This is a genomic window from Citricoccus sp. NPDC055426 (genome assembly GCF_040677445.1).
Classification (GTDB): domain Bacteria; phylum Actinomycetota; class Actinomycetes; order Actinomycetales; family Micrococcaceae; genus Citricoccus.
This window is the reverse complement of the sequence record NZ_JBFARZ010000005.1, coordinates 160,886-183,088: the sequence shown is the minus strand read 5'-3', so window position 1 is coordinate 183,088 and position 22,203 is coordinate 160,886. Positions and strand designations below refer to the sequence as shown.

Sequence of the window (22,203 nt, the reverse complement as noted above, 5' to 3'; positions counted from 1 at the left end):
GTTCAGTTCTCCAGGACGCGGGCCCGCAGGTCCGTCTCCGGCGGCATCCAGGTCGCCGGGTCGGCCTCGGCCTGTTCACCCGAGCGGATGTCCTTGACCTCGTGGACGGCCCGGCCGTCGTCGTCGGTCCGGGTGAACCAGACGAAGGGGATCCCCCGCTTGTCCGCGTACTTGATCTGCTTGCCGAACTTCTCGGCAGAGACGGCCACCTCGGTGGGGATGCCGCGGGAGCGTAGCGCACCGGCCGTGTCCTGCGCGGCCGACCAGTCGTCGTCGTGCGTCAGGGCCACGTACACCGCGGTGGGCACCGAGCGGGAGGCCTCCGCCATCTGTTGGGAGAACATCCGCATCATCAGCCGCGTCACGCCGATGGACAGTCCCACGCCCGGGAACGTTCGGTTGCCCTTGGCGGCGAGGGCGTCGTAGCGGCCGCCGGAGCAGATGGAGCCCAGCTGCTCGTGCCCGGTGAGCACGGTCTCGTAGACGGTACCGGTGTAGTAGTCGAGCCCGCGGGCGATGGACAGGTCCGCGACGGCGCGCCCGGGTGCACGGCGGTGCAGTTCCCCGACGACGGCGGCCAGCTCCTCGAGCCCCTCGTCCAGGAGCGCGTGGCTCACCCCCAGGGCGCGCACCTGCTGCACGAACGAGGTGTCCTCCGTGCGGATCGACGCCAGGGCGAGGGCCTGCGCAGCCTGCTCCTCGGTGGCCCCGAGCTCGGCCTGCAGCAGCCGGGAGACCTCGGCGGCCCCGATCTTCTCCAGCTTGTCGATGTTGCGCAGCACCCCGGCCGTGTCCTGCAGCCCGAGCCCCAGGTAGAAGCCCTCGGCGAGCTTGCGGTTGTTGATGCGGATGGTGAAGTCACCGATGGGCAGGGCGCCGAGGGCCTCCGCCATCACCAGCGCCACGTCCACGTCATAGCGGAAGGGCAGGGCCCCGTCCCCCACCACGTCGATGTCCGCCTGGGTGAACTCCCGGGCCCGGCCCTCCTGTGGCCGCTCCCCCCGCCAGACCTTCTGGATCTGGTAGCGGCGGAACGGGAAGTTCAGGTGACCGGCGTTCTCCACCACATAGCGGGCGAAGGGCACGGTCAGGTCGAAGTGCAGGGCCAGCCGGTTCGGGTCAGAGGCGTCCTGGGCCTTGCCGCCGTCCTGACCGGCATCGGCCTGGAGGCGGGAGACGGCGTAGACCTCCTTGTCGATCTCGCCCTTGCGCAGGAGCTGGCCGAGGGTCTCCACGGCCCGGGTCTCGATCGAGGAGAAACCATGCAGCTCAAAGGTGGTCCGCAGGGTGTCCAGCACGTGGTGCTCCACGATCCGCTCGGCGGGAAGCCACTCGTGGAAACCGGACAGGGATGCCTTGCGGGACATGGGCCACCTTCTGTTGAGGTTGGTTGGGAGGCAGTTGCGGGACTTTCGGCTCCCCATTCTAGGTCCAGCCGGTACGCTGGAGAGGACCGAATCCACGAATCCCTGCGGCCGCGCGCCGGTGCAGGGCACCAGCAGAAGGTTCCAGCGGTGACCACCAGTCAAGAATCCGACGATCAGCAGTCCACCCAGACCGAGGCTTCGCCCGTAGAGCCCGTCGAGACACCACCGGCCGAGACTCCGGCCACGCTCGAGACCGAGGACGTCCTGGCCTCCGTCGAGTCCGTCGAGTCCGCAGAGGCACCCACAGCCGAGCCGACCCCGGACGCTGAACCAGAAGCAGAGCCGGCCACCGCGCCCGCCGCAGCCGAGGCGCCCGCAGCGGCCCCGGCACCTGCCTCGCCGAAGCCCGGCCAGGCGCCCAAACCGGGCAAGGCTCCGAAGCCCTCCAACCTGCCCCGCCCGGGCGGCGCGCCTGCCGGCAAGCCCGGCAAGGGCTCCCCCGCGGCACCCGCCGCCCCGATGCCGGCACCGAGCTACACCACCCCTCCCGAGGAGGCCGCCAGGTTCGCCAAGATCAGCGACGACGGCCATGTGCTGTTGCTCGACGGCGGCGAGGAACACCCGGTGGGGCAGTTCCCGGACGGCACCTCGGACGAGGCCCTGGCGTACTTCTCCCGCAAGTACGACGAGGTGGTCTCCCAGGTCATGCTGCTCGAGCAGCGCGTGGCCACCGGCGCCCCGGCCGGTGAGATCCAGAAGACCCTGGGCCACCTGCGCCAGACCATCGGTGAACGCGGCATGGTCGGTGACATGCCGGCCCTGCGCGCCCGCGTCGAGGCCCTGCAGACCCGGTTGGACGACCTGAAGGTGGCCGAGAGGCTGGCCCTGGAGAAGGCCCAGGCCGAGCAGTTGGCCACCCGCGAGGCGATCGTGGCCGAGGCGGAGCAGATGGCGGCCAAGGACCCGCAGCAGGTCCAGTGGAAGCACGCCAGCGCCCGCATGGCCGAGCTCTTCGAGAACTGGAAGGCCGCCCAGAAGGCCGGCCCGCGGCTGGGCAAGTCGGTGGAGGACGGGCTGTGGAAGCGCTTCCGCACCGCCCGCACCACGCATGACAAGCACCGCCGCGCCTTCTTCTCCCAGCTGGACGCCACCAACGCGACGGCCAAGCAGGCCAAGGAGAAGCTGATCGCCCGCGCCGAGGCACTGTCCACGTCCACGGACTGGGGACCGACCGCTGGCGCCTACCGGGACCTGATGGACGAGTGGAAGGCCGCCCCGCGTGCCTCCCGCAAGGAGGACGACGCCCTCTGGGCCCGCTTCCGGGCCGCCCAGGACGTGTTCTTCAACGCCCGGAAGTCCCAGAACGAGGAGATCGACCGGGAGTACGGCGAGAACCTCAAGGTCAAGGAGCAGATCCTGGCCGAGGGGCAGAAGATGCTGCCCGTGCAGGACGTCAAGGCGGCCCGCAAGGTCCTCAACGACCTCCGCGGACGCTGGGAGGATGCCGGCCGGGTGCCGCGCAAGGACGTCTCCCGCATGGAATCGGCCTTCCGCAAGCTGGAGGACGGCTTGAAGTCCGCCGAGGACGACCACTGGCGCAAGACCAACCCCGAGACGAAGGCCCGGACGAACTCCGCGCTGACACAACTCGAGGACAAGGTCGCGGAGCTTCAGGACGATCTGGACAAGGCCCGGGCGAAGGGCGACTCCAAGGCCATCGCCAAGGCCCAGGAGGCTCTGGAGGCCCGCAAGATGTGGCTCGAGACGCTGCAGAAGTCGGCCCAGGGACTGCGCTGACCGCAGGAGCTGTCCACCAGGGGTTATCCACAGTTGTGGCCCGGCCGGGTGCCGGGCCACAGCCGTCTCTGCCACGCTGGGACGGTGACCGAAGCCGCACCGACCGAAGCCGCCGTGGAGTTCCTGGTGCCCGGGCTGCCCTACTCCGCGCCGGAGCTGCGCGGCATGGAGATCGCCGGGCTGGTGGTCCACGTGATCGGGGACCTGCACCTGGCGGCCGACCACCTCTCGGCCGAACCGGAGACGGACCCTGCGCGGGTGCGCGCCGCCGCCGTCCACTGGCTGGCCGCCCCCGTGCTGACGGGACGCTGGGCGGTCATGGGCCTGACGGCCGCGTGGATCCTGGCCGGCGGCCCGGCCCCCTCGGTGCTGGAGGCCGCGGTGGACCGCTATCACCGGATCCCGCTGCAGCCGCTGTCCGTCCGGTTGAACCTGGAACAGACGGACGTGGTGGAGGAACCCTCTGACGTCATCCGCCTCTGGGGGCTGCCGTGCACCGGGCTGGCCCGGACGGTGGAGGACCTGCTGCGCCGTGCCGAGGACCCCGCCCGGGCCGCCCCGGCCCTGGCGGCGGCGGCCCGGCTGCTGCCGTTGACCCCGGCGGGGCACCTGCGGGACCGCTTCGAGCGGAACCGAAGACGGCCCGGCATGGCCGGTGCACGCCGGGCACTGGAGAGGCTGCTGTCCGGCTAGCCGTCCGAGGGGGCGGTGCTCCGACCCGTCGTCCGGTACACGTCATAGACTCCGTCGATGCGGCGGACCGAGGACAGCACGTGGCTGAGGTACTTCGGGTCCCCCATCTCGAACACGAACTTGCTGATGGCCACGCGGGACCGCGAGGTGTTCACGGAGGCGGAGAGGATGTTCACGTGGTGCTCGGCCAGCACCCGTGTCACGTCCGATAGCAGGGACTTGCGGTCCAGGGCCTCCACCTGGATCTCCACCAGGAACACGGAGGACTGCGTGGGGGCCCAGGAGACCTCGACCATCCGGTCCGGCTCCGCCTTCAGCTGATCGATGTTGCGGCAGTCCGCCCGGTGCACGGAGACGCCGGAGCCCCGGGTGACGAAGCCGACGATCTCGTCCGGGGGCACGGGCGTGCAGCAGCGGGCCAGCTTCGCCATGACGTCCGCGGAGCCCTGGACCATCACGCCGGAGTCCGAGGTCCGGGTGGGGGTGGCGATGCTGGTGATCGGGATGGCCGCGGTGTCCAACGAGCCGTCGTCCGCCTCCGGAGCCGCGTGCAGCCGTTCGAGGTGCTCGATGACGTTCTGCACCGAGACATTGCTGTCCCCGATCGAGGCGTACAGGGTGGCGATGTCCGGCAGGTTCAGATCGGTGGCCACGGCGGTCAGCGAGTCCGGGCCCATCATCTGCTGCAGGGGCAGGTTCATCTTGCGCAGCTGGCGCGTGAGCTGCTCCTTGCCCTTCTCGATGGACTCCTCGCGGCGTTCCTTCGAGAACCAGTGCCGGATCTTGTTGCGGGCCCTCGGGCTGCGGACGAAGCCCAGCCAGTCCTGGCTGGGGCCGGCGCTCTCGGTCTTCGAGGTGAAGATCTCCACCCAGTCCCCGTGGTGCAGCTCGGAGTTCAGCGGCACCAGCTTCCCGTTCACGCGCGCGCCGATGGTCCGGTGGCCCACCTCGGTGTGGACCGCATAGGCGAAGTCCACCGGGGTGGAGCCGGCGGGCAGGGCCATGACCTCGCCCTTGGGGGTGAACACGAAGACCTCTGCGGCGTCGATCTCGGCCCGCAGCGAGTCGAGGAACTCGTTCGGGTCCGTGGTGTCCTTCTGCCAGTCCATCACCGAACGCAGCCAGCCGGGCGTCTGGTCCGCCGCCCCGGCGGCCCCCTGGCCGGCCTGGTCCTTGTACTTCCAGTGGGCGGCCACGCCGTACTCGGCCCGGCGGTGCATCTCGTGGGTGCGCAGCTGGATCTCCACGGGCTTGCCCCCGGGCCCGATCACGGTGGTGTGCAGGGACTGGTACATGTTGAGCTTGGGCATGGCGATGTAGTCCTTGAAGCGGCCCGGCAGCGGGCTCCACTTCGAGTGCAGGACGCCCAGGGCCCCATAGCAGTCGCGGACCGAGTCCACGAGCACGCGCACGCCCGTGAGGTCGTGGATCTCGTCGAAGTCCTTACCGCGGACGATCATCTTCTGGTAGATCGAGTAGAAGTGCTTCGGGCGGCCCGTCACCGTGGCCCGCACCTTGGCCTCCTTGAGGTCCTTCTCAATCTGCCCACGCAGCATGGCGAGGTTCTTCTCGCGCTCGGGCGTCCGCTCCCCCACCAGCCGGACGATCTCCGCGTACACCTTGGGGTACAGCGCCGCGAAGGACAGGTCCTCCAGCTCCCACTTGATGGTGTTCATGCCGAGCCGGTGGGCCAGGGGCGCGTAGATCTCCAGCGTCTCCTTGGCCTTGCGCGCGCTGGACTCGGGGGCCACGTAACGCCAGGTGCGGGCGTTGTGCAGCCGGTCGGCGAGCTTGATCACCAGCACGCGCACGTCATCCGCCATGGCCAGCACCATCTTGCGGACGGTCTCGGCCTGCGCGGCGTCCCCAAACTTCACCTTGTCCAGCTTGGTGACCCCGTCCACCAGCAGGGCCACCTCGTCCCCGAAGTCACGGCGCAGCTGCTCCAGGGAGTAGCTCGTGTCCTCCACCGTGTCATGCAGCAGGGCCCCGGCCAGGGTGGTCCCGGTCATCCCCAGCTCGGCGAGGATGGTGGCCACGGCCACGGGGTGGGTGATGTACGGGTCGCCGCTCTTGCGCTTCTGCCCGGCATGCGCCTTCTCGGCGACCTCGAAGGCCCGGATGATCAGGTCGAGGTCTTCCCGGGCGTCCTTGGGCTGGCGGACCTTCAGCGTGCGGACGAGCGGTTCCAGGATCGGCGAGTAGTCGTTGGTGACCCGTCCGGTCAGCCGGGCCAGCCGGCTCCGGGGGCGTCGGGAGACGATCGCGGTCCCCGAGGGGGTGCGGGCCGAGGTGACGGCCGGCGGAGGTGCCGGGGCCGCCGGCGGCGAGGCGGCCGGCGTCGTGGACGAGTAGGTCTGGTTGGGCTTGGCCGCCGGGACGGCACCCGCGTCAGAGGTCCGCGTCACGCGGGGATCCTCACCCATGGTTGCCGTCCTTCCCACGCTTCGCCCTGCCACCCGCACGGGAGGTAGTGGCTCATTCTACCGCCACCGGTTCAGGCGGTGGCGGCGACCTCCGCCTCACGGCGCTGCAGCACCTTGGCGTCCGCTGCCTGGACGGCGGGCTCCTTACGCCGCAGCAGCGCGTAGAGCGGAGCCTGGATGAAGATCGTGGCCAGGGTGCCCACGATGATGCCCACGAACAGCGCCAGGGCGATGTCCTGGAGCGTGCCCGCCCCGAGGAGGAAGGCACCGATGAACAGGATGGACCCCACGGGCAGGATGCCCACCATGGAGGTGTTGATGGAGCGCACCAGGGTCTGGTTGATCGCCAGGTTGACCATCTCGGTGAAGGTCCGGGAGGAGTCGTCGTGATAGTCCTGCGCGTTCTCCCGGATCTTGTCGAACACCACCACCGTGTCATAGAGCGAATAGCTCAGGATGGTCAGGAAGCCGATGATGGCGCTGGGGGTGACCTCGAAGCCGGTGGAGCCGTAGATCCCGGCCGTCAGCGCCACCACGTAGAACAGCCCGATCACGGCGGCCACGGACATCTTCCACGTCCGAAAGTACAGGGCCATCAGCAGGGTCACCAGCACGATGAAGATGACCAGGCCCAGGCCCATCTGCTGGGAGACGTTCTGCCCCCAGGTGGGACCCACGAAGTTCGAGGTCACCTGATCCTGTTCCACCTCGTAGGCGGACTGCAGGTTCTCCGCGACCGCGAGGGTCTGGGTGTCGTCCAGCCGGTCCGTCTGGACCCGCATGGTGCCCGGGGCGATGTTCGTGACGGTGGCCACGGCCTCCGGGACGGCCTCGGTCACGGCCTGCTCACCGGGCGCCACATCCGTGTTCTCCACGGCGGACACGGTGAACTCGGAGCCGCCGCGGAAGTCGATGCCGAGGTTGAAGCCACCGCGGGCCATGGTCAGGCCGCCGGCGACCACCAGCAGGATGGCGGCGAGGGAGAACCAGAGCTTCCACTTCGCCACGAAGGGGTAGGACGTCTTGCCGGTGTAGAGCCGGTTGCCCCACTGGGCCAGTGCACTCACTTCTGCTCCTCCGTCCGGTCCGTGGCGGACTCCAGGCCCACAGCGGCCATCCGCTCCTCACGGCGCCGCTCGGCGATCGTCTGACGCCGCGCCGCCTCCTTGGATGACTTCTGGTTCTTCTTGGCCCGGGCCACGGTGGGCGCCGGCTTGAACTCCCGGATGCGTCCGGCCCCCTGGTAGAGCGGCTCCACGCCGAGCAGCGACGGGTCCAGCCCGGAGAGCTTGTGCCCGCCCCCGAAGAACCGGGTGTGGGCCAGCATCTGCATCACCGGGTGGGTGAACATGAACACCACGATGAGGTCCGCCACGGCGGTCAGGCCCAGCGTGAAGGCGAAGCCCCGCACGTTGCCCACCGCCACGAAATACAGCACGACGGCGGCCAGCAGGTTCACCGCCTTGGAGGCGGTGATGGTGCGCTTGGCCCGGGCCCAGCCGTACTCCACGGCCTCCGGCAGCGGGCGCCCGGACCGCAGTTCGTCCTTGATGCGTTCGAAGTACACGATGAAGGAGTCCGCCGTGAGCCCGATCGCCACGATCAGCCCGGCGATGCCCGCCAGGGAGAGCCGGTAGTTGTCCGACCACCCCAGCAGCACGATCGCCAGATAGGTCAGGACGCCGGCCACCACCAGGGACGCCATGGTCACCAGGCCCAGCACGCGGTACTGGAAGAACGAGTACAGGGTCACGAGGGCCAGCCCGATGAGCCCGGCGATCAGGCCCAGGCGCAGCTGGTCGGCGCCGAGGGTGGCGGAGATCTGCTGCTCGGACTCGATCGAGAAGCTGATCGGCAGGGCGCCGTACTTCAGCTGCTCGGCCAGGGCCGCGGCGGAGACCTCCGTGAAATTCCCGGAGATCTGGGCGCGTCCGTCCGTGATGACGGCGTTGGAGTTCGGGGCGGAGACCACCTGGCCGTCCAGCACGATCGCGAACTGCTTGCGCGGGTCCCCCTCCGGGAAGGGCGTCAGCCGCTGGGTGACCTCGCGGAACTTGTCCGCGCCGTCGCCGTTGAAGGACAGGTTCACGGCCCACTGGTTGGTGGACACGCCGGTGGCGGTGTTGACCAGCCCGTAGTCGGCATCGGCGATGTCCGTCCCGGGGACCTCCACGGGGCCGACGATGTACTTCACACCGGGCTGTCCGGTCTCCTCGTCACCGGGCTCGCAGACGATCGCGGCCTCGTCTTGCGGCAGCGCCTCGCGGTTCGGGTCGGCCAGCACGGCGGGACAGTCGTAGGCCTCGAACTCGGCGGCGAGCTCCGGGGTGATCCAGTTCGGGTCGGAGCCGTTCTCCGGTTCGGCGGTGGGCTCGGGGAACTCCTCCACCGGGGTGCGCTGGTCCTCCGGGATCGCCTCGAAGGGCCCCCGGGTGATGACCGGCCGGAACTCCATGTTGGCGGAGGCCTGGATCAGGGCCCGGGTCTCCTCATCGGGGATGCCCGGCAGGGAGACCACCACGTTGGATCCGCCCTGGGTGGTGATCTCGGCCTCGGCCACGCCGGAGCCGTCCACGCGCTGGCGGATGATCTCGACCGCCTGGTCCAGCTGCTCTGCGGAGACCTGCTGCCCGCCGGTGGCCTCGGGGGTGAGCACCATCTGGGTGCCACCCTCCAGGTCAAGGGCGAGTTTGGGGGCCAGTTGGGCCTGGCCGGTGAACACGCCAACGCCCAGGACCGCCGCGAGGGCGACGGTCAGGGCGGCGAGCCACCAGAGGGTGCGCTTGGCGCGTCCCCGGGGGGTCTTGTCTGCCATGGAGGATGTGGCTTTCGATCAGGCGCGCTCGGTGCCGGGACGCTGGTCGTCCGGGCCGTTCTCGTCCGGGCGGGTCGGGTCCTCCTCCAGGCCGGCCGGGGAGTCCGGGACGGCGGGGTCCTGGGTGGCGGCCGCTGCCGCGGGGTCCACGGCCTTGCCGATGGCCTGCAGGTGCACGGTGGCGGTGTTCCCCGGGGAGATCTCGATGACGGCCTTGTTCTCGTCCTTGTCCACGGACAGGATGGTGCCGAACAGGCCCATCGTGGTCATGACCTCCACGCCGGGGCCCAGGGTGTCATGCAGCTGGCGCTGCTGCTGCTGCTGCTTCTTGCTGCGGCGGAACATGCTGAAGATCAGGAAGCCGAAGACCACCAGCATGATCAGCAGGAAGGGGTCGAAGGGCAGGCCACCACCGCCTTCCGCGTTCGCGCCTTCGGCGACGATCGAGACGGTGGTCGGGGCAATCAGCTGGGTCACGTCGGGACACCACATTCCAGGTTCGGGGCACAGGGCAACCCGGCCAGTCTAAGGGGTGCCCGGACCGAACAGCGTGTCCGTCCCCCCGGCCGCGTCGCCGCGCCGCGTCTCGTCCTGCTGACCGGCGTCCTGACCGGCGTCTGAAGCCACCGTCCAGAACGCGGCGCCCGGCGACTGGGGCGGCGGCGTGAGCCCCAGGTGCTCCCAGGCGGCGGGCATGGCGATGCGCCCGCGCGGGGTGCGCCCCAGCAGGCCCTCGCGCACCAGGAAGGGCTCGGCCACGGTCTCCACCGTCTCCGTCTCCTCCCCCACCGCGATCGCCAGCGTGGACAGGCCCACCGGCCCCCCGGCGAACTTGGTGCACAGGGCCTGCAGTACGGAGCGGTCCAGGCGGTCCAGCCCGCGGGCATCCACCTCGTACATCTCCAGGGCGGCGGAGGCGGCCCGCGAGTCCACCTGGTCCAGCCCACCGACCAGGGCCCAGTCCCGTACCCGGCGCAGCAGCCGGTTGGCGATGCGCGGGGTGCCACGGGACCGGCTGGCGATCTGGGTGAAGGCGGCCGAGTTGAGCTTCATGTCCAGCAGCAGGGCCGAGCGGCGCAGCACCAGCTCGAGCTCCTCGGTGCTGTAGAACTCCAGGTGCCCGGTGAAGCCGAAACGGTCCCGCAGCGGCCCCGGCAGCAGCCCGGCCCGCGTGGTCGCGCCGACGAGGGTGAAGGACGGGATCTCCAACGGGATGGACGTGGCGCCGGCCCCCTTGCCCACCACGATGTCCACCCGGAAGTCCTCCATGGCCATGTAGAGCATCTCCTCGGCCGGCCGGGACATCCGGTGGATCTCGTCCAGGAACAGCACCTCCCCCTCGGTCAGGGAGGACAGGATGGCGGCGAGGTCCCCGGCGTGCTGGATGGCCGGGCCGGAGGAGATCCGCAGGGGGGCGTTCATCTCCGCGGCGATGATCATGGCCAGGGTGGTCTTGCCCAGGCCGGGCGGGCCGGACATCAGGACGTGGTCCGCGCTGCGGCCGCGCATCCGGGCGGCCTCCAACACCAGGGACAGCTGCCGGCGGACCCGCTGCTGGCCCACGAAGTCATCGAGGTTCTTGGGCCGCAGGGCAGCCTCGAGCTCGCGCTCCTCGCCCTCGGCCCCCCCGGCCACGATCCGGCCGTCCGGCTGTTCCGTCATGCGCCGTCCCCCCGCGTCCTAGCGGCCCGACCGGGAGGACTGCCCCTGGCCCAGGTGCCGCAGGGTCGCCTTCAGCACGCTGGCCACGTCACCGGCCTCCTCCAGCTCGGGCTCGTGCCGGACGGTGTCCCGCACGGCCTTCTCGGCATCCTTCTCGGTCCACCCGAGGCCGGTGAGGGCCTCGAGGACCCGGTCCATCCACGGCTGCTCCACGACGCCGCCACGGTCTCCGTCCGCCCCGGCCGTCGGGGCCCCGGTGGGGACGAGCTTGTCGGTCAGCTCCAGCACGATGCGCCGGGCCCCCTTGGGGCCGATGCCCGGGACCTTGGTGAAGGCCTTGTCATCCCCCGAGGAGGCCGCCACCCGCACCGCCTCGGGCTCGTGCACGGCCAGCACGGCCAGAGCGAGCCGCGGCCCCACGCCGGAGACCCCGAGCAGCACATCGAAGACCTCCCGCTCGTCCTGGCTGGCGAAGCCGAAGAGCGTCATGGAGTCCTCCCGCACCACCAGGGAGGTCAGGACCCGGCCCGCCTCCCCCGGGTGCAGCCCGGCGATGGTCTGCGGGGTGGCGGAGAACCGCATGCCGAATCCGGACACCGTGATGACGGCGTGGTTCAACCCCACGGATTCGACCGTGCCGGTCAGGGACGAAATCATGCTCAACTCGCTTGCCTGCTTGGTGATCAGTTCGAACGTATCTACGAACACCCTAGTCCATGGTGGCGCTCAGATGCGGGAGCCGCCGCCCCAGCCGTTGGAACCCCCGGCGCCACGGCTGCGCTGTTCGGCGGCCAGCCAGGCCTGCTGGGCCGCGGTGGTCGCGGCGCCCCGGGCACCCGGGCGCCCGGCCGCCGTCGGGAACCGGGAGGCGCGCTGCGGGCTGGTGAGGTTGCCGGTCTCCAGCCCACGGCCCATCAGCCCGCCGCGCCAGGCGTGGGTGATGGCCAGGGCCAGGGCGTCGGCGGCGTCTGCGGGCTTCGGGGGCGCCTCGAGGCGCAGGATCCGGGTGACCATGGCCGTGACCTGGTCCTTGCCGGCGGTGCCGCTGCCCGTGACCGCGGCCTTGACCTCGGAGGGCGTGTGCAGGGCCACGGGGATGCCGCGCCGGGCGGCCGCCGCGATCGCCACGCCGGAGGCCTGGGCGGTGCCCATGATGGTGGGCGTGTTGTGCTGGGCGAACATGCGCTCCACCGCCACGTGGTCCGGGGTGTGCCGGTCGAGCCACTCGTCCATGGCCTGGTCGATCGCCAGCAGGCGCCGGTCCAGGGACTCCTCGGCCCCCGTCCCGACCACGGTCACCCCCACGAGGGTGGCCGTGCGGTTGGGGGCCACGTCCACCACCGCGATGCCGCAGCGGGTCAGCCCGGGGTCCACCCCGAGCACCCGCAGCGGCCCCGGCTGCCGGCGCCCGGTCCGGCCGGTCACGGGAGCGGTCAGTCCTCGTCCAGCTGGGCGAGGACCTCGGGGGCGATGTCCACGTTGGAGTACACGCTCTGCACGTCGTCCAGGTCCTCGAGGGCGTCCTCGAGGCCGAAGTAGGTCTTGGCGCCCTTGACGTCCAGGTCCACCTTCATGGTGGCCACGAACTCCATCTCGTCCGTGTCGTACTCGATGCCGGCCTCCTCCAGGGCGGTGGCCACGGCGCGCAGGTCCGAGGGATCGCACATCACCTCGAAGACGTCACCGGACTGCACCACCTCCTCGGCCCCGGCGTCCAGGACGGCCATCAGGACGTCGTCCTCGGTCTGGCCCTCGGCGGGCAGGCGGACCACCCCGGTGCGGTTGAACAGGAAGGCCACCGAGCCGGAGTCGGCCATGGTGCCGCCGTGGCGGGTGACGGCCGTGCGGACGTCCGCCGCGGCACGGTTCTTGTTGTCCGTCAGGCACTCCACCATCAGGGCGGAGCCCTGGGGGCCGCGGACCTCGTAGATGATCTCGGTGTACTCGATGACCTCGCCGGTCAGCCCCGCCCCGCGCTTGATGGCACGGTCGATGTTGTCATTGGGCACGGACTGCTTCTTGGCCTTGGTCACCGCGACCTCGAGGGCCGGGTTGCCGTCCAGGTCCGGGCCGCCGGCGCGGGCGGCCACCTCGATGCCCTTGACGTACCTGGCGAAGGCCTTGGCGCGACGCGAGTCGATGATGGCCTTCTTGTGCTTGGTGGTCGCCCACTTGGAATGCCCTGCCACGTCTTCTCCCTAAATGGCTGTCGTCTGCTGGCTGTCGTCTGGCCTCGATTCTAACGGGACGGTCTGCAGCACCCCCTGTCCCCCGCCCGCCGACTGTGAAACAGTTGCTTGCTATGACCGAGAACCCCCTGCTGACGCCGTCCACCCTGCCGTACGGCCTGCCCGATTTCGCCGCGATCTCCGACGAGCACTTCCTGCCCGCCTTCCGCGCCGGCATGGCCGAACACCGCGCCGAGCTGGCGGCGATCGCGGCCGACACGGCCGAGGCCACGTTCGAGAACACGTTCCGCGCCTTCGAGCGCTCCGGGGCCCTGTTGCGGCGGGTCGAGATGGTCTTCTCGAACCTCGTGCCCGCGGACGGCACGGACGTACGCCAGGCGATCGACGAGGAGATCAGCCCGGAGCTGGCGGCTCACAGCGACGCCACCTACCTCGACGAGGCCCTCTACCGCCGGCTGGCCGGGCTGGACCTGGATGCGGTGCACGTGGACGCCGAGGACCGGCGGCTGGCGGAGGAGACCCTGAAGCGGTTCCGGCTGCTCGGCGCGGACCTGGACGCGGACTCCAAGGAGCGGTTGGCGGCCCTCAACGAACGGCTGGCCGTGCTGTCCTCCCAGTACAGCCGGCGGATGGTGGCGGAGAACGCGGCCTCGGCCGTCTGGTTCGCCACCGCCGAGGAACTGGCCGGACTCTCGGAACAGGACCTCGCCTCGGCCGCGGCGGCGGCCCAGGAGGCGGGGCACGACGGCGGCTACCTCCTGACGCTGTCCATGTTCACCTCCCAGCCCTGGCTGGCCGTGCTGGAGCACCGCGACTCGCGCCGGCGCGTGCACGAGGCCGCCTGGCGCCGGGGCACCACCCCGGGCGAGAACTACGCCCTGGACCTCGCCGTGGAGCAGGCCACCCTGCGCGCCGAGAAGGCGGGCCTGCTGGGCTACTCCAACTGGGCCGAGTACGCCCTGGTGGACCGGACCGCCCCTGGGCTGGCGGCCGTCCGGGAGCTGCTGGACCGCGTCATCCCCGCCGCCACCGCGAACGCGGCCCGTGAGCGGGAGACCGTTCAGGCGGTGGCGGGTCACCGGATCGAGCCCTGGGACTGGCCCTTCTACGCCGCCCGCGTGGAGCGGGAGCAGTACCGCGTGGACGCCGCGGCACTGCGGTCCTACTTCGAGCTGGACCGGGTGCTGCACCACGGCGTGTTCGCCGCCGCCAGCGCCCTCTACGGGCTCTCCTTCCGCGAGCGCGGGGACCTGGCCGGGTACGCCCCGGGGGTGCGCGTCTGGGAGGTCTTCTCCGACGGCACCGGCCTGGGACTGTTCGTGGGCGACTTCCTCACCCGCCCCACGAAGTCAGGCGGTGCGTGGATGAACTCCTTCCGCGAGGCCTCCACCTTCCTGGACGAGCAGCCCGTGGTCAGCAACAACCTGAACATCCCGCAACCGGCGGCGGGCGAGCCGGCCCTGCTGACCGTGGACCAGGTGAACACCCTGTTCCACGAGTTCGGCCACGCCCTGCACGGGCTGCTGTCCACCGCCCGGTACGCCACCCTGTCCGGCACGGCCGTGCCCCGGGACTTCGTGGAGTTCCCGTCCCAGGTCAATGAGATGTGGATGTACTGGCCGCAGATCGTCACCGGCTACGCGTGGCACGTTGACACCGGCGAGGTGATCGACCCGGAGCTGCTGGCGGCGATCGAGGCGTCCGCCCTGTGGGGCGAGGGCCACCGCACCACGGAGTACCTGGGGGCGGCCCTGCTGGACCTGGCGTGGCACGCGCTGGCCCCGGGCGAGAGGGTCGAGGACCCGGTGGCCTTCGAGGCCGAGCACCTCGCGGCGGCCGGGCTGGACCCGGCGCTGGTGCCGCCCCGCTACCGCTCCAGCTACTTCAAGCACATCTTCGCCGGCGGCTATGCGGCGGGGTACTACTCCTACCTCTGGTCCGAGGTGCTGGACGCGGACACCGTCCAGTGGTTCCGTGCCCACGGCGGGCTGACCCGGGACAACGGCGAGCGCTTCCGCAGCGAGCTGCTCGCCCGGGGCAACACGAGGGACCCGCTGGAGTCCTACCGTGCCTTCCGCGGCCAGGACGCGGATCCGGAGCACCTGCTGCGGCGCCGCGGCCTGCTCTAGGCCGTCAGCTGGGCCAGCCCCGGCCGGGGCGAGGTCAGCACGGCGTGCAGCCACACCCGCACGGCCCGGTCCCACTTCACCGGGTCCACGTTGAACTCGCGGGTGTGGCGGGCCAGGTGGAACCGGACGAAGCTCACGAGCTGGGGCACCTTGGCGGCCAGTTCCATGGAGGGGCCCACGGGGACGAAGTCGTCGTCCTCGGAGTGCAGGATCAGGGTGGGCACCCGCAACTGGTCGGCGCGGGCCAGCCAGTCCATGGCCTTCAGGTCCACGGGGGCGGCCAGCCCGGTGGCCCACCGCCCGGCCTTGTTGCTCATGAGCCACTGGCCCAGCCGGCCGATCGCATCCGGCAGCCGGTTGAGCCTGGCCTGGTGGGCCAGCACGTCGATCCAGTTGATGACGGGGCCGTCCAGGACCAAGGCGGCGACCATGGAGGACAGCTCGGAGCGGTCGGCCATCTGCAGGCACACCGCCCCGCCCATCGACCAGCCGAACAGGACCACCTCGCGGGCGCCCGACTCCAGGGCGTAGGCGACGGCGGCCTCCACGTCCTTCCACTCGGTGCTGCCCAGCCCGTAGCGGCCGTCCCCGGCGGCCGGGGCCTCACCGTCATTGCGGTAGGAGATCAACAGGGATGTCATCCCGAGGGCCCGCGCCGTGGCGATGGCGCGGATCCCCTCGGTGCGCTTGGAGCCACGGCCGTGCACCATCACGGCCCACACGCCCCGGCCCACCGGTCCGGTCTCCCCCACAGCCCCCTCGTCCGGGCGGATGAGCCACGCCGGCGCCGAGCCGTTCTCCACGGGGATCCGCACGTCCTCGGTCGCATAGCCCAGGGTGCGCGGGTCGGGGTGGATGAACCCGGTCCACCGGCCGCGGATCCCCCCGCGCAGCTCACCGGTGTAGACCTCCTCGACCTCCCGCTGGACGGTTCCGTCCCGCGGGTCGAACGAGGTCACCGCACCGATCCGCGCCACTCCCGCGCCGCCGTCGAACACCAGGGAGTACGTCCCGGGCACGGTGGTCTCCTCCGTCACGGGCAGGATGACCTCGGCCCCGGACTCCCCCTGCACCACGGCGAGGATCTCCAGCTCCTCGGCCGGCGTCCGGACGGGGGTGACCACCGTCCGGGCGAAGAGCCCCGCCAGCGTCGAGACGGTGCCCGCCGCCACCGAGCCGACCACGATCCCGCCGACCGCGGCGAAGGAGGACCACCGCATCACCGGCTCGGCCTGGCCGATGGACTTCTTCAGCCGTGCGCGCCGGTCGCCGGAGCGGGGTGAACGGGAAGAGCGGGAGGAGCGGGGTGGACGGGAGGCCCGGGACGAACGAGAGGTCATGCCCCATTCTGTCCATGTCCCTGCCGAGTCCGCCAGCGGCGGACTCGGGGCGCGCCGCGTGGGAATCATCACGGCGGTCCGTGGTGTTATGGCTGTCATGAGTGATCTCCCTACCCCCAATGACCCGGCGGCCCGAGGCCGTTCCGAGGACGAGTGGCGCCAGCGGCTGAGCCCCGAGGAGTTCCAGGTCCTGCGCCAGGCCGGCACCGAGCGACCCTTCACCGGCGAGTACTGGGATGCCCAGACCGAGGGCGTCTACGCCTGCCGAGCCTGTGGTTCCGAGCTGTTCCGCTCGGACACGAAGTTCGACGCCCAGTGCGGCTGGCCCTCCTTCTTCGCCCCGCTGGCCGAGGACCGGGTGGAGTACATCAGGGACGCCACCCTGGGCATGGAGCGGATCGAGGTCCGCTGCGCGAACTGCGGCTCGCACATGGGCCACGTCTTCCAGGGTGAGGGCTTCGACACGCCCACCGACCTGCGCTACTGCATGAACTCGGTGTCGCTGACCCTGCAGCCGCGGACCGGCGAGAGCACCGGCGCGTGAGGGGCTTCGCCTCGGACAACTACGCCGGCGTCCACCCCGAGGTCCTGGCGGCCGTGGCCGAGGCCAACACGGGCCACCAGCCGGCCTACGGCGACGACACCTGGACCGCCCGGCTCCAGGACCTGGTCCGCGCCGAGTTCGGTGACGCGGCGGAGGGCTTCCCCGTCTTCAACGGCACCGGCGCCAACGTGGTGGCCCTGCAGTCCCTGCTGCCGCCCTGGGGTGCCGTGATCTGCGCCGAGTCCGCGCACATCCACCAGGACGAGGGCGGGGCCCCGGAGCGGATCGCCCACACCAAGCTCCTCACGGTGCCCACGCCGGACGGCAAGCTGACCCCCGAGCTGATCGACCGGCAGGCCCACGGCGTCGGCTTCGTGCACCGGGCCCAGCCGGCCGTCGTCGAGATCGCCCAGGTCACCGAGCTCGGGACGGTCTACACCCCGGACGAGATCAGGGCCGTCACCGAGCACGCACATGCCCTGGGCATGGGCGTCTACCTGGACGGGGCGCGGCTGGCGAACGCCGCCGCCGCCCTGGGGACGGACCTGCGGTCCTTCACGGCCGACGTCGGGGTGGATGTCGTGTCCTTCGGCGGCACGAAGAACGGCGCCCTGGGCGCCGAGCTGGTGGTGGTGCTGAATCCCGACGCCGTGGCGTCCGGTCCCGGGGGCCGGCGCCCCGAGGGTGCCGGGCAGGCGGTGGGCTACCTGCGGAAGTCCTCCATGCAACTGGCCTCCAAGATGCGTTTCCTCTCCGCCCAGCTGGTGGCACTGCTCACCGACGGGTTGTGGCTGCGCTCGGCCCAGCACGCCAATGCGATGGCGGCCCGGCTGGCCGCGGGGGCCCGCCCCCTCGACGGGGTCACGCTCACCCAGGAGCCGCAGGCCAACCAAATCCTGGCCGTCCTCGATCCCGCCGTGGCCCAGGCCGTCCGTGCCGAGTACGCCTTCTACGACTGGGACGAGATGCGCCACGAGGTGCGCTGGATGACGTCCTGGGACACCACCGAGCAGGACGTGGACGGCTTCGTGGCGGCACTGGAGGACGCCCTCACGGCGCGCCGCCGCGGCATCCACCAGGTGCGGCTTTAACCTTGAGGCTGTGACTGCCCTTGGCCACCACCCCGCAGAGACGCCGCGCCTTCCCGGAGAGTTCCGCGAGGCGCTGGCCGGGCTGCGCCGGGCGCGGCACCGGCAGGAGATCACGCTCGACGAGATCCCAGCCCCTGCACGGCTGGCCCCCTTCGCCGTGGCGCTGGCCGCCGAGGTCCGGGATCCCACGTCGGCGGGCGGCCAGGAGCTCGCCACCGGCCGGTTCATCCTGTTGCACGATCCGGCCGGCTCCCCGGTCTGGAAGGGCACCTTCCGGGTGGTGACGTACATCCGCGCCTCGCTGGAATCCGACCTCGGCAACGATCCGATGGTCGGCGCCGTGGCGTGGACCTGGCTGGTGGAGGCCCTGGAGAACCACCACGCCGGCTACGCCGAGGCCGGCGGGACCGCCACCCGGGTGCTCTCGGAGAGCTTCGGGGGGCTGGCCGAACGCCCGGACACCATCGACATCGAGCTGCGGGCCTCCTGGACTCCGACCGGCCCGGACAGCACCGACCACCTGGAGGCCTGGGCAGACATGGTCTGTGCCTTCGCCGGCCTGCCGCCGGTCCCCGAGGGCGTCACGCCCCTGCCCCGCATCAGGAGGAACTGACATCACAGCGGACACCGCCGCCACCCCGGACCTGACCGACTCCGAACCGCCCCGGCTCCTCACCGAGCCGGAGGGCGGGGTCCCCTTCGTCACCAACTCCCGCCAGGAACTCGAGCGCTGTGCGCGGCTGCTGAGCGCCGGCAGCGGCCCGGTGGCCGTGGACGCCGAACGGGCCTCCGGGTTCCGGTACGGCCAGCGGGCGTTCCTGGTCCAGATCAAGCGCGAGGGCGCCGGGATCTGGCTGATCGATCCGGAGGCCTTCGAGGACCTGGCCATCATCCAGGACGCCCTGAGCGGGGTGGAGTGGATCCTGCACGCCTCCACCCAGGACCTGCCCTGCCTCGCCGAACTCGGGCTGTGGCCGGACCGGCTCTTCGACACGGAACTGGCGGGCCGGCTGCTGGGACTGCCCCGGGTGGGGCTGGCCTCCGTGCTGGAACAGCTGCTCGGCGTCACCCTGGCCAAGGAGCACTCCGCGGCGGACTGGTCCACCCGACCGCTGCCCGAGGACTGGGTCCGGTACGCGGCGCTGGACGTCGAACTGCTCGTGGAGTTGCGGGCGGCCATGCTCGAGATGCTCAAGGACGCCGGCAAGCTGGACTGGGCCGAGGAGGAGTTCGAGGCGATCCGCACCGCGCCGGTGCCCGGCCCCCGCAAGGAGCCGTGGCGGCGGACCTCCGGCATGCACCGGCTGCGCAGGCCCCAGCAGCTGGCCGTGGTCCGCGAGCTCTGGGAGACCCGCGAGGCGCTGGCGCGGAACCGCGACGTGGCCCCGGGGCGGTTGATCCCGGACTCCGCCATCGTGGCCGCCGCGGCCGCCCTGCCGAGCACCGTGCCGGCCCTGCTGAAGACCCAGGGCTTCCACGGCCGCGCCGCCAGCAAGGAGGGCCCCCGCTGGGTCCGCGCCATCCAGGCCGGTCAGGCCGCCGCCCAGTCCCCGGAGGGCCCGCCGCCGCTGCACCTGCCCCTGGACGGCCCCCCGCCGCCGCGGGCCTGGCGGGACCGCAACCCCCTGGCCGACCGGCGGCTGAAGACGGCCAAGGCGTGGATCGGCAACAAGGCCGAGGAGCTCTGCCTGCCCACGGAGAACCTGCTGACCCCGGACACCCTGCGGCGGCTGTGCTGGACCCCGCCGGAGCGCATCGACCCGGACTCGGTCGCGGACGCCCTCACCGGGCTCGGTGCCCGCGCCTGGCAGGTCTCCATCGTGGCCCCCATCCTGACCGTGGCACTCCTGGACCCCGACCCCGCCTGACACCGAGTCCCTGTGGCCCTGGTCACGAGTTCCGGCTTCGTCGGATATCGTGGGGATCGACTCCACCCGATCCCGACCCAGGAGCACCATGACCGACCGCTTCGCCCCCTACCGCGACCTCGCCGCCCTGTTCCCGGATGAGGTCATCACCCGGGCCGAGGTCAGCGACGTCGAGCTGCCCGGCGGTGCCGGCACCCTCGCGCTGATCACCCTGGACAACCACGCCGGGCCGAAGCGGCCGACCACGCTGGGGCCGAACACGCTCATCGGACTGGGCCGGGTGCTGGACGCCCAGGCCGAGCGCGCGCGCTCCGGCGAGCTGGCCGGCGTCGCGATCACCGGCAAACCGGGCTTCCTGGTGGCCGGCGCGGACCTGGGCTCCGTGAGCAGCCTCAAGGAAGGGGCGGAGGGCTCCCTGCTCGCCCGCCTGGGCCACGACGTCTACAACGTGCTGACCGACTTCCCGGTCCCCTCCTTCGCCTTCATCAACGGCGTGGCCCTCGGCGGCGGCCTGGAGATCGCGCTGGCCGCGAACTACCGGGCCGTGTCCTCCCAGGCGAGGGGACTGGGCCTGCCGGAGGCGTTCATCGGCCTGGTGCCCGGCTGGGGCGGGGTGTGGAAGACCCCGCGGATCACCGGCCCGCGGGACGCGCTGAGGCTGATGATCAAGAACCCCCTGGCCAACAACCGCAGCATCGACGGCCGCACGGCCCACTCGATCGGCCTGGCGGATGCGATCTTCGACCCGGCCCAGGACCCCGCGGACACCGGCGTCTTCGTGCGGGCCTGCGTGGACTGGGCGGCCCGGGTGATCGCCGGCGACGCCGAGACCCTGACCGCCCTGGCCGCCCAGCGGGACCGGGACACCTCGGATCAGGCCTGGGACGATGCCATCGCCGAGGGCCGGGCGCTCGTGGCGGCCAAGACCGGCGGTCACGTGCCGGCCCCGGCCAAGGTCATGGAACTCTTCGAGGCCGGGCGCCACCGGACGCGGGAGGAGTCGGCGGCCGCAGAGTGCGAGGCCCTGGCGGAGCTGATGCTCACCCACGAGTTCGCCAACACCGTCTACGCCTTCCTGGACGTGGTGCAGAAGCGCTCGAAGCAGCCCGCCGGCGCGCCCTCCGCCGAGCTGGCCCGCCCGGTGCGGAAGGTCGGCGTGGTGGGCGCCGGGCTGATGGCCGGTCAGCTGGCGATGGTCTACGCGCAGAAGTTGAAGGTGCCCGTGGTGATGACGGACATCGACCAGGAGCGGGTGGACCGCGGCGTGGGCCACGTCCACGCGGCCGTGGACAAGCTGGCCTCCAAGGGCACGCTGAGTCAGGAGGCCGGCGAACAGCTCAAGTCCCTGGTGACCGGGTCCGTGTCCAAGGACGTCTATGCGGACGCCGACTTCGTGATCGAGGCCGTCTTCGAGGAGATGGGCGTCAAGAAGACGGTCCTGGCTGAGCTCGAGCGGATCGTCTCCGACGAATGCATCCTGGCCACCAACACCTCCTCCCTGTCCGTCACCGAGATGGCCGCGGACCTTCGGCACCCGGAACGGCTGGTGGGCTTCCACTTCTTCAACCCGGTGGCCGTGATGCCCCTGGTGGAGATCGTGCGCGGGCCCTCCACCACGGACGAGGTCCTGGCCACGGCCTTCGCCACCGCGAAGGGCCTGGGCAAGACCGCCGTGCTGGTCCAGGACGCCGCCGCCTTCGTGGTGAACCGGATCCTGCTGCGCATGATGGGCGAGGTGCAGCACTCCTTCGATTCCGGCACGCCGGCCGAGGTGGCCGACCACGCCCTGGACCCGATGGCCCTGCCGATGACCCCCTTCACCCTGCTGGCCATGGTCGGCATCCCGGTGGCCCAGCACGTCACCGAGTCGCTCAACACGGCGTTCGGGGACGAGCGCTTCCCGGTGTCGACGAACCTGCAACGCCTGATCGACGCAGGGATCACCTCGCTGTGGGCCCCGGCGGGGAAGGACGCCGAGGACGGCGAGGTCATCCCGGCGCAGACGCGCGCGGTGCTCGAGACCGGGGACTCCCCCGAGAGCTCCGAGCAGCTGCTGGTCCGGGTCCAGGACGCCCTGGCCCAGGAGATCGGCCTGATGCTGGACGAGGGCGTGGTGGCGGACGCCGAGGACATCGACCTGTGCATGATCCTCGGCGCCGGCTGGCCCATGCACCTGGGCGGCATCACCCCCTACCTGGACCAGGTGGGCGCCTCCGAGCGGGTCAACGGCCGGCGCTTCCACGGCTGAGACGAGTCGGCGCAGGACAGCGGATAATGGAGGG

General features: G+C 71.3%; 18 protein-coding genes. 8 read left to right on the top strand and 10 right to left on the bottom strand.

Translation table 11 applies throughout. The features are described 5' to 3' along the window. Positions 1-2: 2 nt before the first annotated feature. Positions 3-1,367, bottom strand: coding sequence for a histidine--tRNA ligase (gene hisS / locus AB0K08_RS09830; protein ID WP_363353857.1), 1,365 nt, complete (start codon positions 1,365-1,367; stop codon positions 3-5). Positions 1,368-1,514: 147 nt separating this feature from the next. Here hisS and AB0K08_RS09825 point away from each other — a divergent pair, with 147 nt between their 5' ends. Together AB0K08_RS09825 and AB0K08_RS09820 are read left to right on the top strand one after the other, a co-directional pair. Continuing rightward, positions 1,515-3,164 (top strand): DUF349 domain-containing protein, encoded by a 1,650-nt coding sequence (locus AB0K08_RS09825; RefSeq protein WP_363353855.1) that lies wholly within the window; start codon positions 1,515-1,517, stop codon positions 3,162-3,164. 84 nt (positions 3,165-3,248) lie between these two features. After that, positions 3,249-3,857 carry a hypothetical protein gene (locus AB0K08_RS09820; protein WP_363353853.1) on the top strand — a complete coding sequence of 203 codons (609 nt, stop codon included), beginning with the start codon at positions 3,249-3,251 and terminating at the stop codon, positions 3,855-3,857. Here the strand turns inward: AB0K08_RS09820 and AB0K08_RS09815 are convergent. From AB0K08_RS09815 to AB0K08_RS09780, 8 genes are all read right to left on the bottom strand, one after another. Continuing rightward, a complete protein-coding gene (locus AB0K08_RS09815; RefSeq protein ID WP_363353851.1) occupies positions 3,854-6,283 on the bottom strand; it encodes a bifunctional (p)ppGpp synthetase/guanosine-3',5'-bis(diphosphate) 3'-pyrophosphohydrolase in 2,430 nt (809 codons plus the stop codon). The genes AB0K08_RS09820 and AB0K08_RS09815 overlap by 4 nt on opposite strands. A gap of 71 nt (positions 6,284-6,354) precedes the next feature. After that, positions 6,355-7,350: a protein translocase subunit SecF gene (gene secF, locus AB0K08_RS09810; RefSeq protein WP_363353849.1), complete on the bottom strand. Its 996-nt coding sequence runs from the start codon at positions 7,348-7,350 to the stop codon at positions 6,355-6,357. Then, positions 7,347-9,098 (bottom strand): protein translocase subunit SecD, encoded by a 1,752-nt coding sequence (gene secD, locus AB0K08_RS09805; RefSeq protein ID WP_363353847.1) that lies wholly within the window; start codon positions 9,096-9,098, stop codon positions 7,347-7,349. The genes secF and secD overlap by 4 nt, the downstream gene beginning before the upstream one ends. Positions 9,099-9,116: 18 nt before the next feature. Continuing rightward, positions 9,117-9,575, bottom strand: a complete 459-nt coding sequence (yajC, locus tag AB0K08_RS09800) for a preprotein translocase subunit YajC (protein WP_363353845.1) — start codon at positions 9,573-9,575, stop codon at positions 9,117-9,119. A 48-nt stretch (positions 9,576-9,623) separates the two neighbouring features. Then, a complete protein-coding gene (gene ruvB / locus AB0K08_RS09795; RefSeq protein WP_363353843.1) occupies positions 9,624-10,760 on the bottom strand; it encodes a Holliday junction branch migration DNA helicase RuvB in 1,137 nt (378 codons plus the stop codon). Between the two features lie 18 nt (positions 10,761-10,778). Next, a complete protein-coding gene (ruvA, locus tag AB0K08_RS09790) occupies positions 10,779-11,417 on the bottom strand; it encodes a Holliday junction branch migration protein RuvA (protein WP_363353841.1) in 639 nt (212 codons plus the stop codon). A gap of 69 nt (positions 11,418-11,486) precedes the next feature. After that, positions 11,487-12,185, bottom strand: coding sequence for a crossover junction endodeoxyribonuclease RuvC (ruvC, locus tag AB0K08_RS09785; RefSeq protein WP_363353839.1), 699 nt, complete (start codon positions 12,183-12,185; stop codon positions 11,487-11,489). Between the two features lie 8 nt (positions 12,186-12,193). Next, positions 12,194-12,949: a YebC/PmpR family DNA-binding transcriptional regulator gene (locus tag AB0K08_RS09780; RefSeq protein ID WP_363353837.1), complete on the bottom strand. Its 756-nt coding sequence runs from the start codon at positions 12,947-12,949 to the stop codon at positions 12,194-12,196. A gap of 113 nt (positions 12,950-13,062) precedes the next feature. Between AB0K08_RS09780 and AB0K08_RS09775 the strand changes: the two genes are divergently transcribed. Further along, positions 13,063-15,078 (top strand): M3 family metallopeptidase, encoded by a 2,016-nt coding sequence (locus tag AB0K08_RS09775; protein WP_363353835.1) that lies wholly within the window; start codon positions 13,063-13,065, stop codon positions 15,076-15,078. Here the strand turns inward: AB0K08_RS09775 and AB0K08_RS09770 are convergent. After that, positions 15,075-16,418 carry an alpha/beta fold hydrolase gene (locus AB0K08_RS09770; protein WP_363353833.1) on the bottom strand — a complete coding sequence of 448 codons (1,344 nt, stop codon included), beginning with the start codon at positions 16,416-16,418 and terminating at the stop codon, positions 15,075-15,077. The two genes, AB0K08_RS09775 and AB0K08_RS09770, sit on opposite strands and share 4 nt — an antisense overlap. 88 nt (positions 16,419-16,506) lie before the next feature. Here AB0K08_RS09770 and msrB point away from each other — a divergent pair, with 88 nt between their 5' ends. The 5 genes from msrB (at position 16,507) to AB0K08_RS09745 (ending at position 22,169) form a co-directional block, all read left to right on the top strand. Next, the gene (gene msrB / locus AB0K08_RS09765) at positions 16,507-16,962 is read left to right on the top strand and encodes a peptide-methionine (R)-S-oxide reductase MsrB (protein ID WP_363353831.1); all 456 of its coding nucleotides are present in this window, start codon (positions 16,507-16,509) and stop codon (positions 16,960-16,962) included. Further along, positions 16,959-18,053: a beta-eliminating lyase-related protein gene (locus AB0K08_RS09760; protein WP_363353829.1), complete on the top strand. Its 1,095-nt coding sequence runs from the start codon at positions 16,959-16,961 to the stop codon at positions 18,051-18,053. The genes msrB and AB0K08_RS09760 overlap by 4 nt, the downstream gene beginning before the upstream one ends. 10 nt (positions 18,054-18,063) lie before the next feature. Then, positions 18,064-18,666: a DUF3000 domain-containing protein gene (locus AB0K08_RS09755; protein ID WP_363353827.1), complete on the top strand. Its 603-nt coding sequence runs from the start codon at positions 18,064-18,066 to the stop codon at positions 18,664-18,666. 31 nt (positions 18,667-18,697) lie between these two features. Then, positions 18,698-19,921: an HRDC domain-containing protein gene (locus AB0K08_RS09750; protein ID WP_363353987.1), complete on the top strand. Its 1,224-nt coding sequence runs from the start codon at positions 18,698-18,700 to the stop codon at positions 19,919-19,921. Between the two features lie 88 nt (positions 19,922-20,009). After that, a complete protein-coding gene (locus tag AB0K08_RS09745; protein ID WP_363353825.1) occupies positions 20,010-22,169 on the top strand; it encodes a 3-hydroxyacyl-CoA dehydrogenase NAD-binding domain-containing protein in 2,160 nt (719 codons plus the stop codon). The last annotated feature ends 34 nt before the right edge of the window (positions 22,170-22,203 follow it).

Bases quoted from the DNA above. Each gene is read 5' to 3' on its own strand.
- AB0K08_RS09775 (WP_363353835.1), top strand. From the start codon at position 13,063: ATGACCGAGAACCCCCTGCTGACGCCGTCCACCCTGCCGTACGGCCTG.
- hisS (WP_363353857.1), bottom strand. From the start codon at position 1,367: ATGTCCCGCAAGGCATCCCTGTCCGGTTTCCACGAGTGGCTTCCCGCC.
- AB0K08_RS09770 (WP_363353833.1), bottom strand. From the start codon at position 16,418: ATGACCTCTCGTTCGTCCCGGGCCTCCCGTCCACCCCGCTCCTCCCGC.
- msrB (WP_363353831.1), top strand. From the start codon at position 16,507: ATGGCTGTCATGAGTGATCTCCCTACCCCCAATGACCCGGCGGCCCGA.
- AB0K08_RS09815 (WP_363353851.1), bottom strand. From the start codon at position 6,283: ATGGGTGAGGATCCCCGCGTGACGCGGACCTCTGACGCGGGTGCCGTC.
- ruvA (WP_363353841.1), bottom strand. From the start codon at position 11,417: ATGATTTCGTCCCTGACCGGCACGGTCGAATCCGTGGGGTTGAACCAC.
- AB0K08_RS09745 (WP_363353825.1), top strand. From the start codon at position 20,010: ATGACCGACCGCTTCGCCCCCTACCGCGACCTCGCCGCCCTGTTCCCG.
- secD (WP_363353847.1), bottom strand. From the start codon at position 9,098: ATGGCAGACAAGACCCCCCGGGGACGCGCCAAGCGCACCCTCTGGTGG.
- ruvB (WP_363353843.1), bottom strand. From the start codon at position 10,760: ATGACGGAACAGCCGGACGGCCGGATCGTGGCCGGGGGGGCCGAGGGC.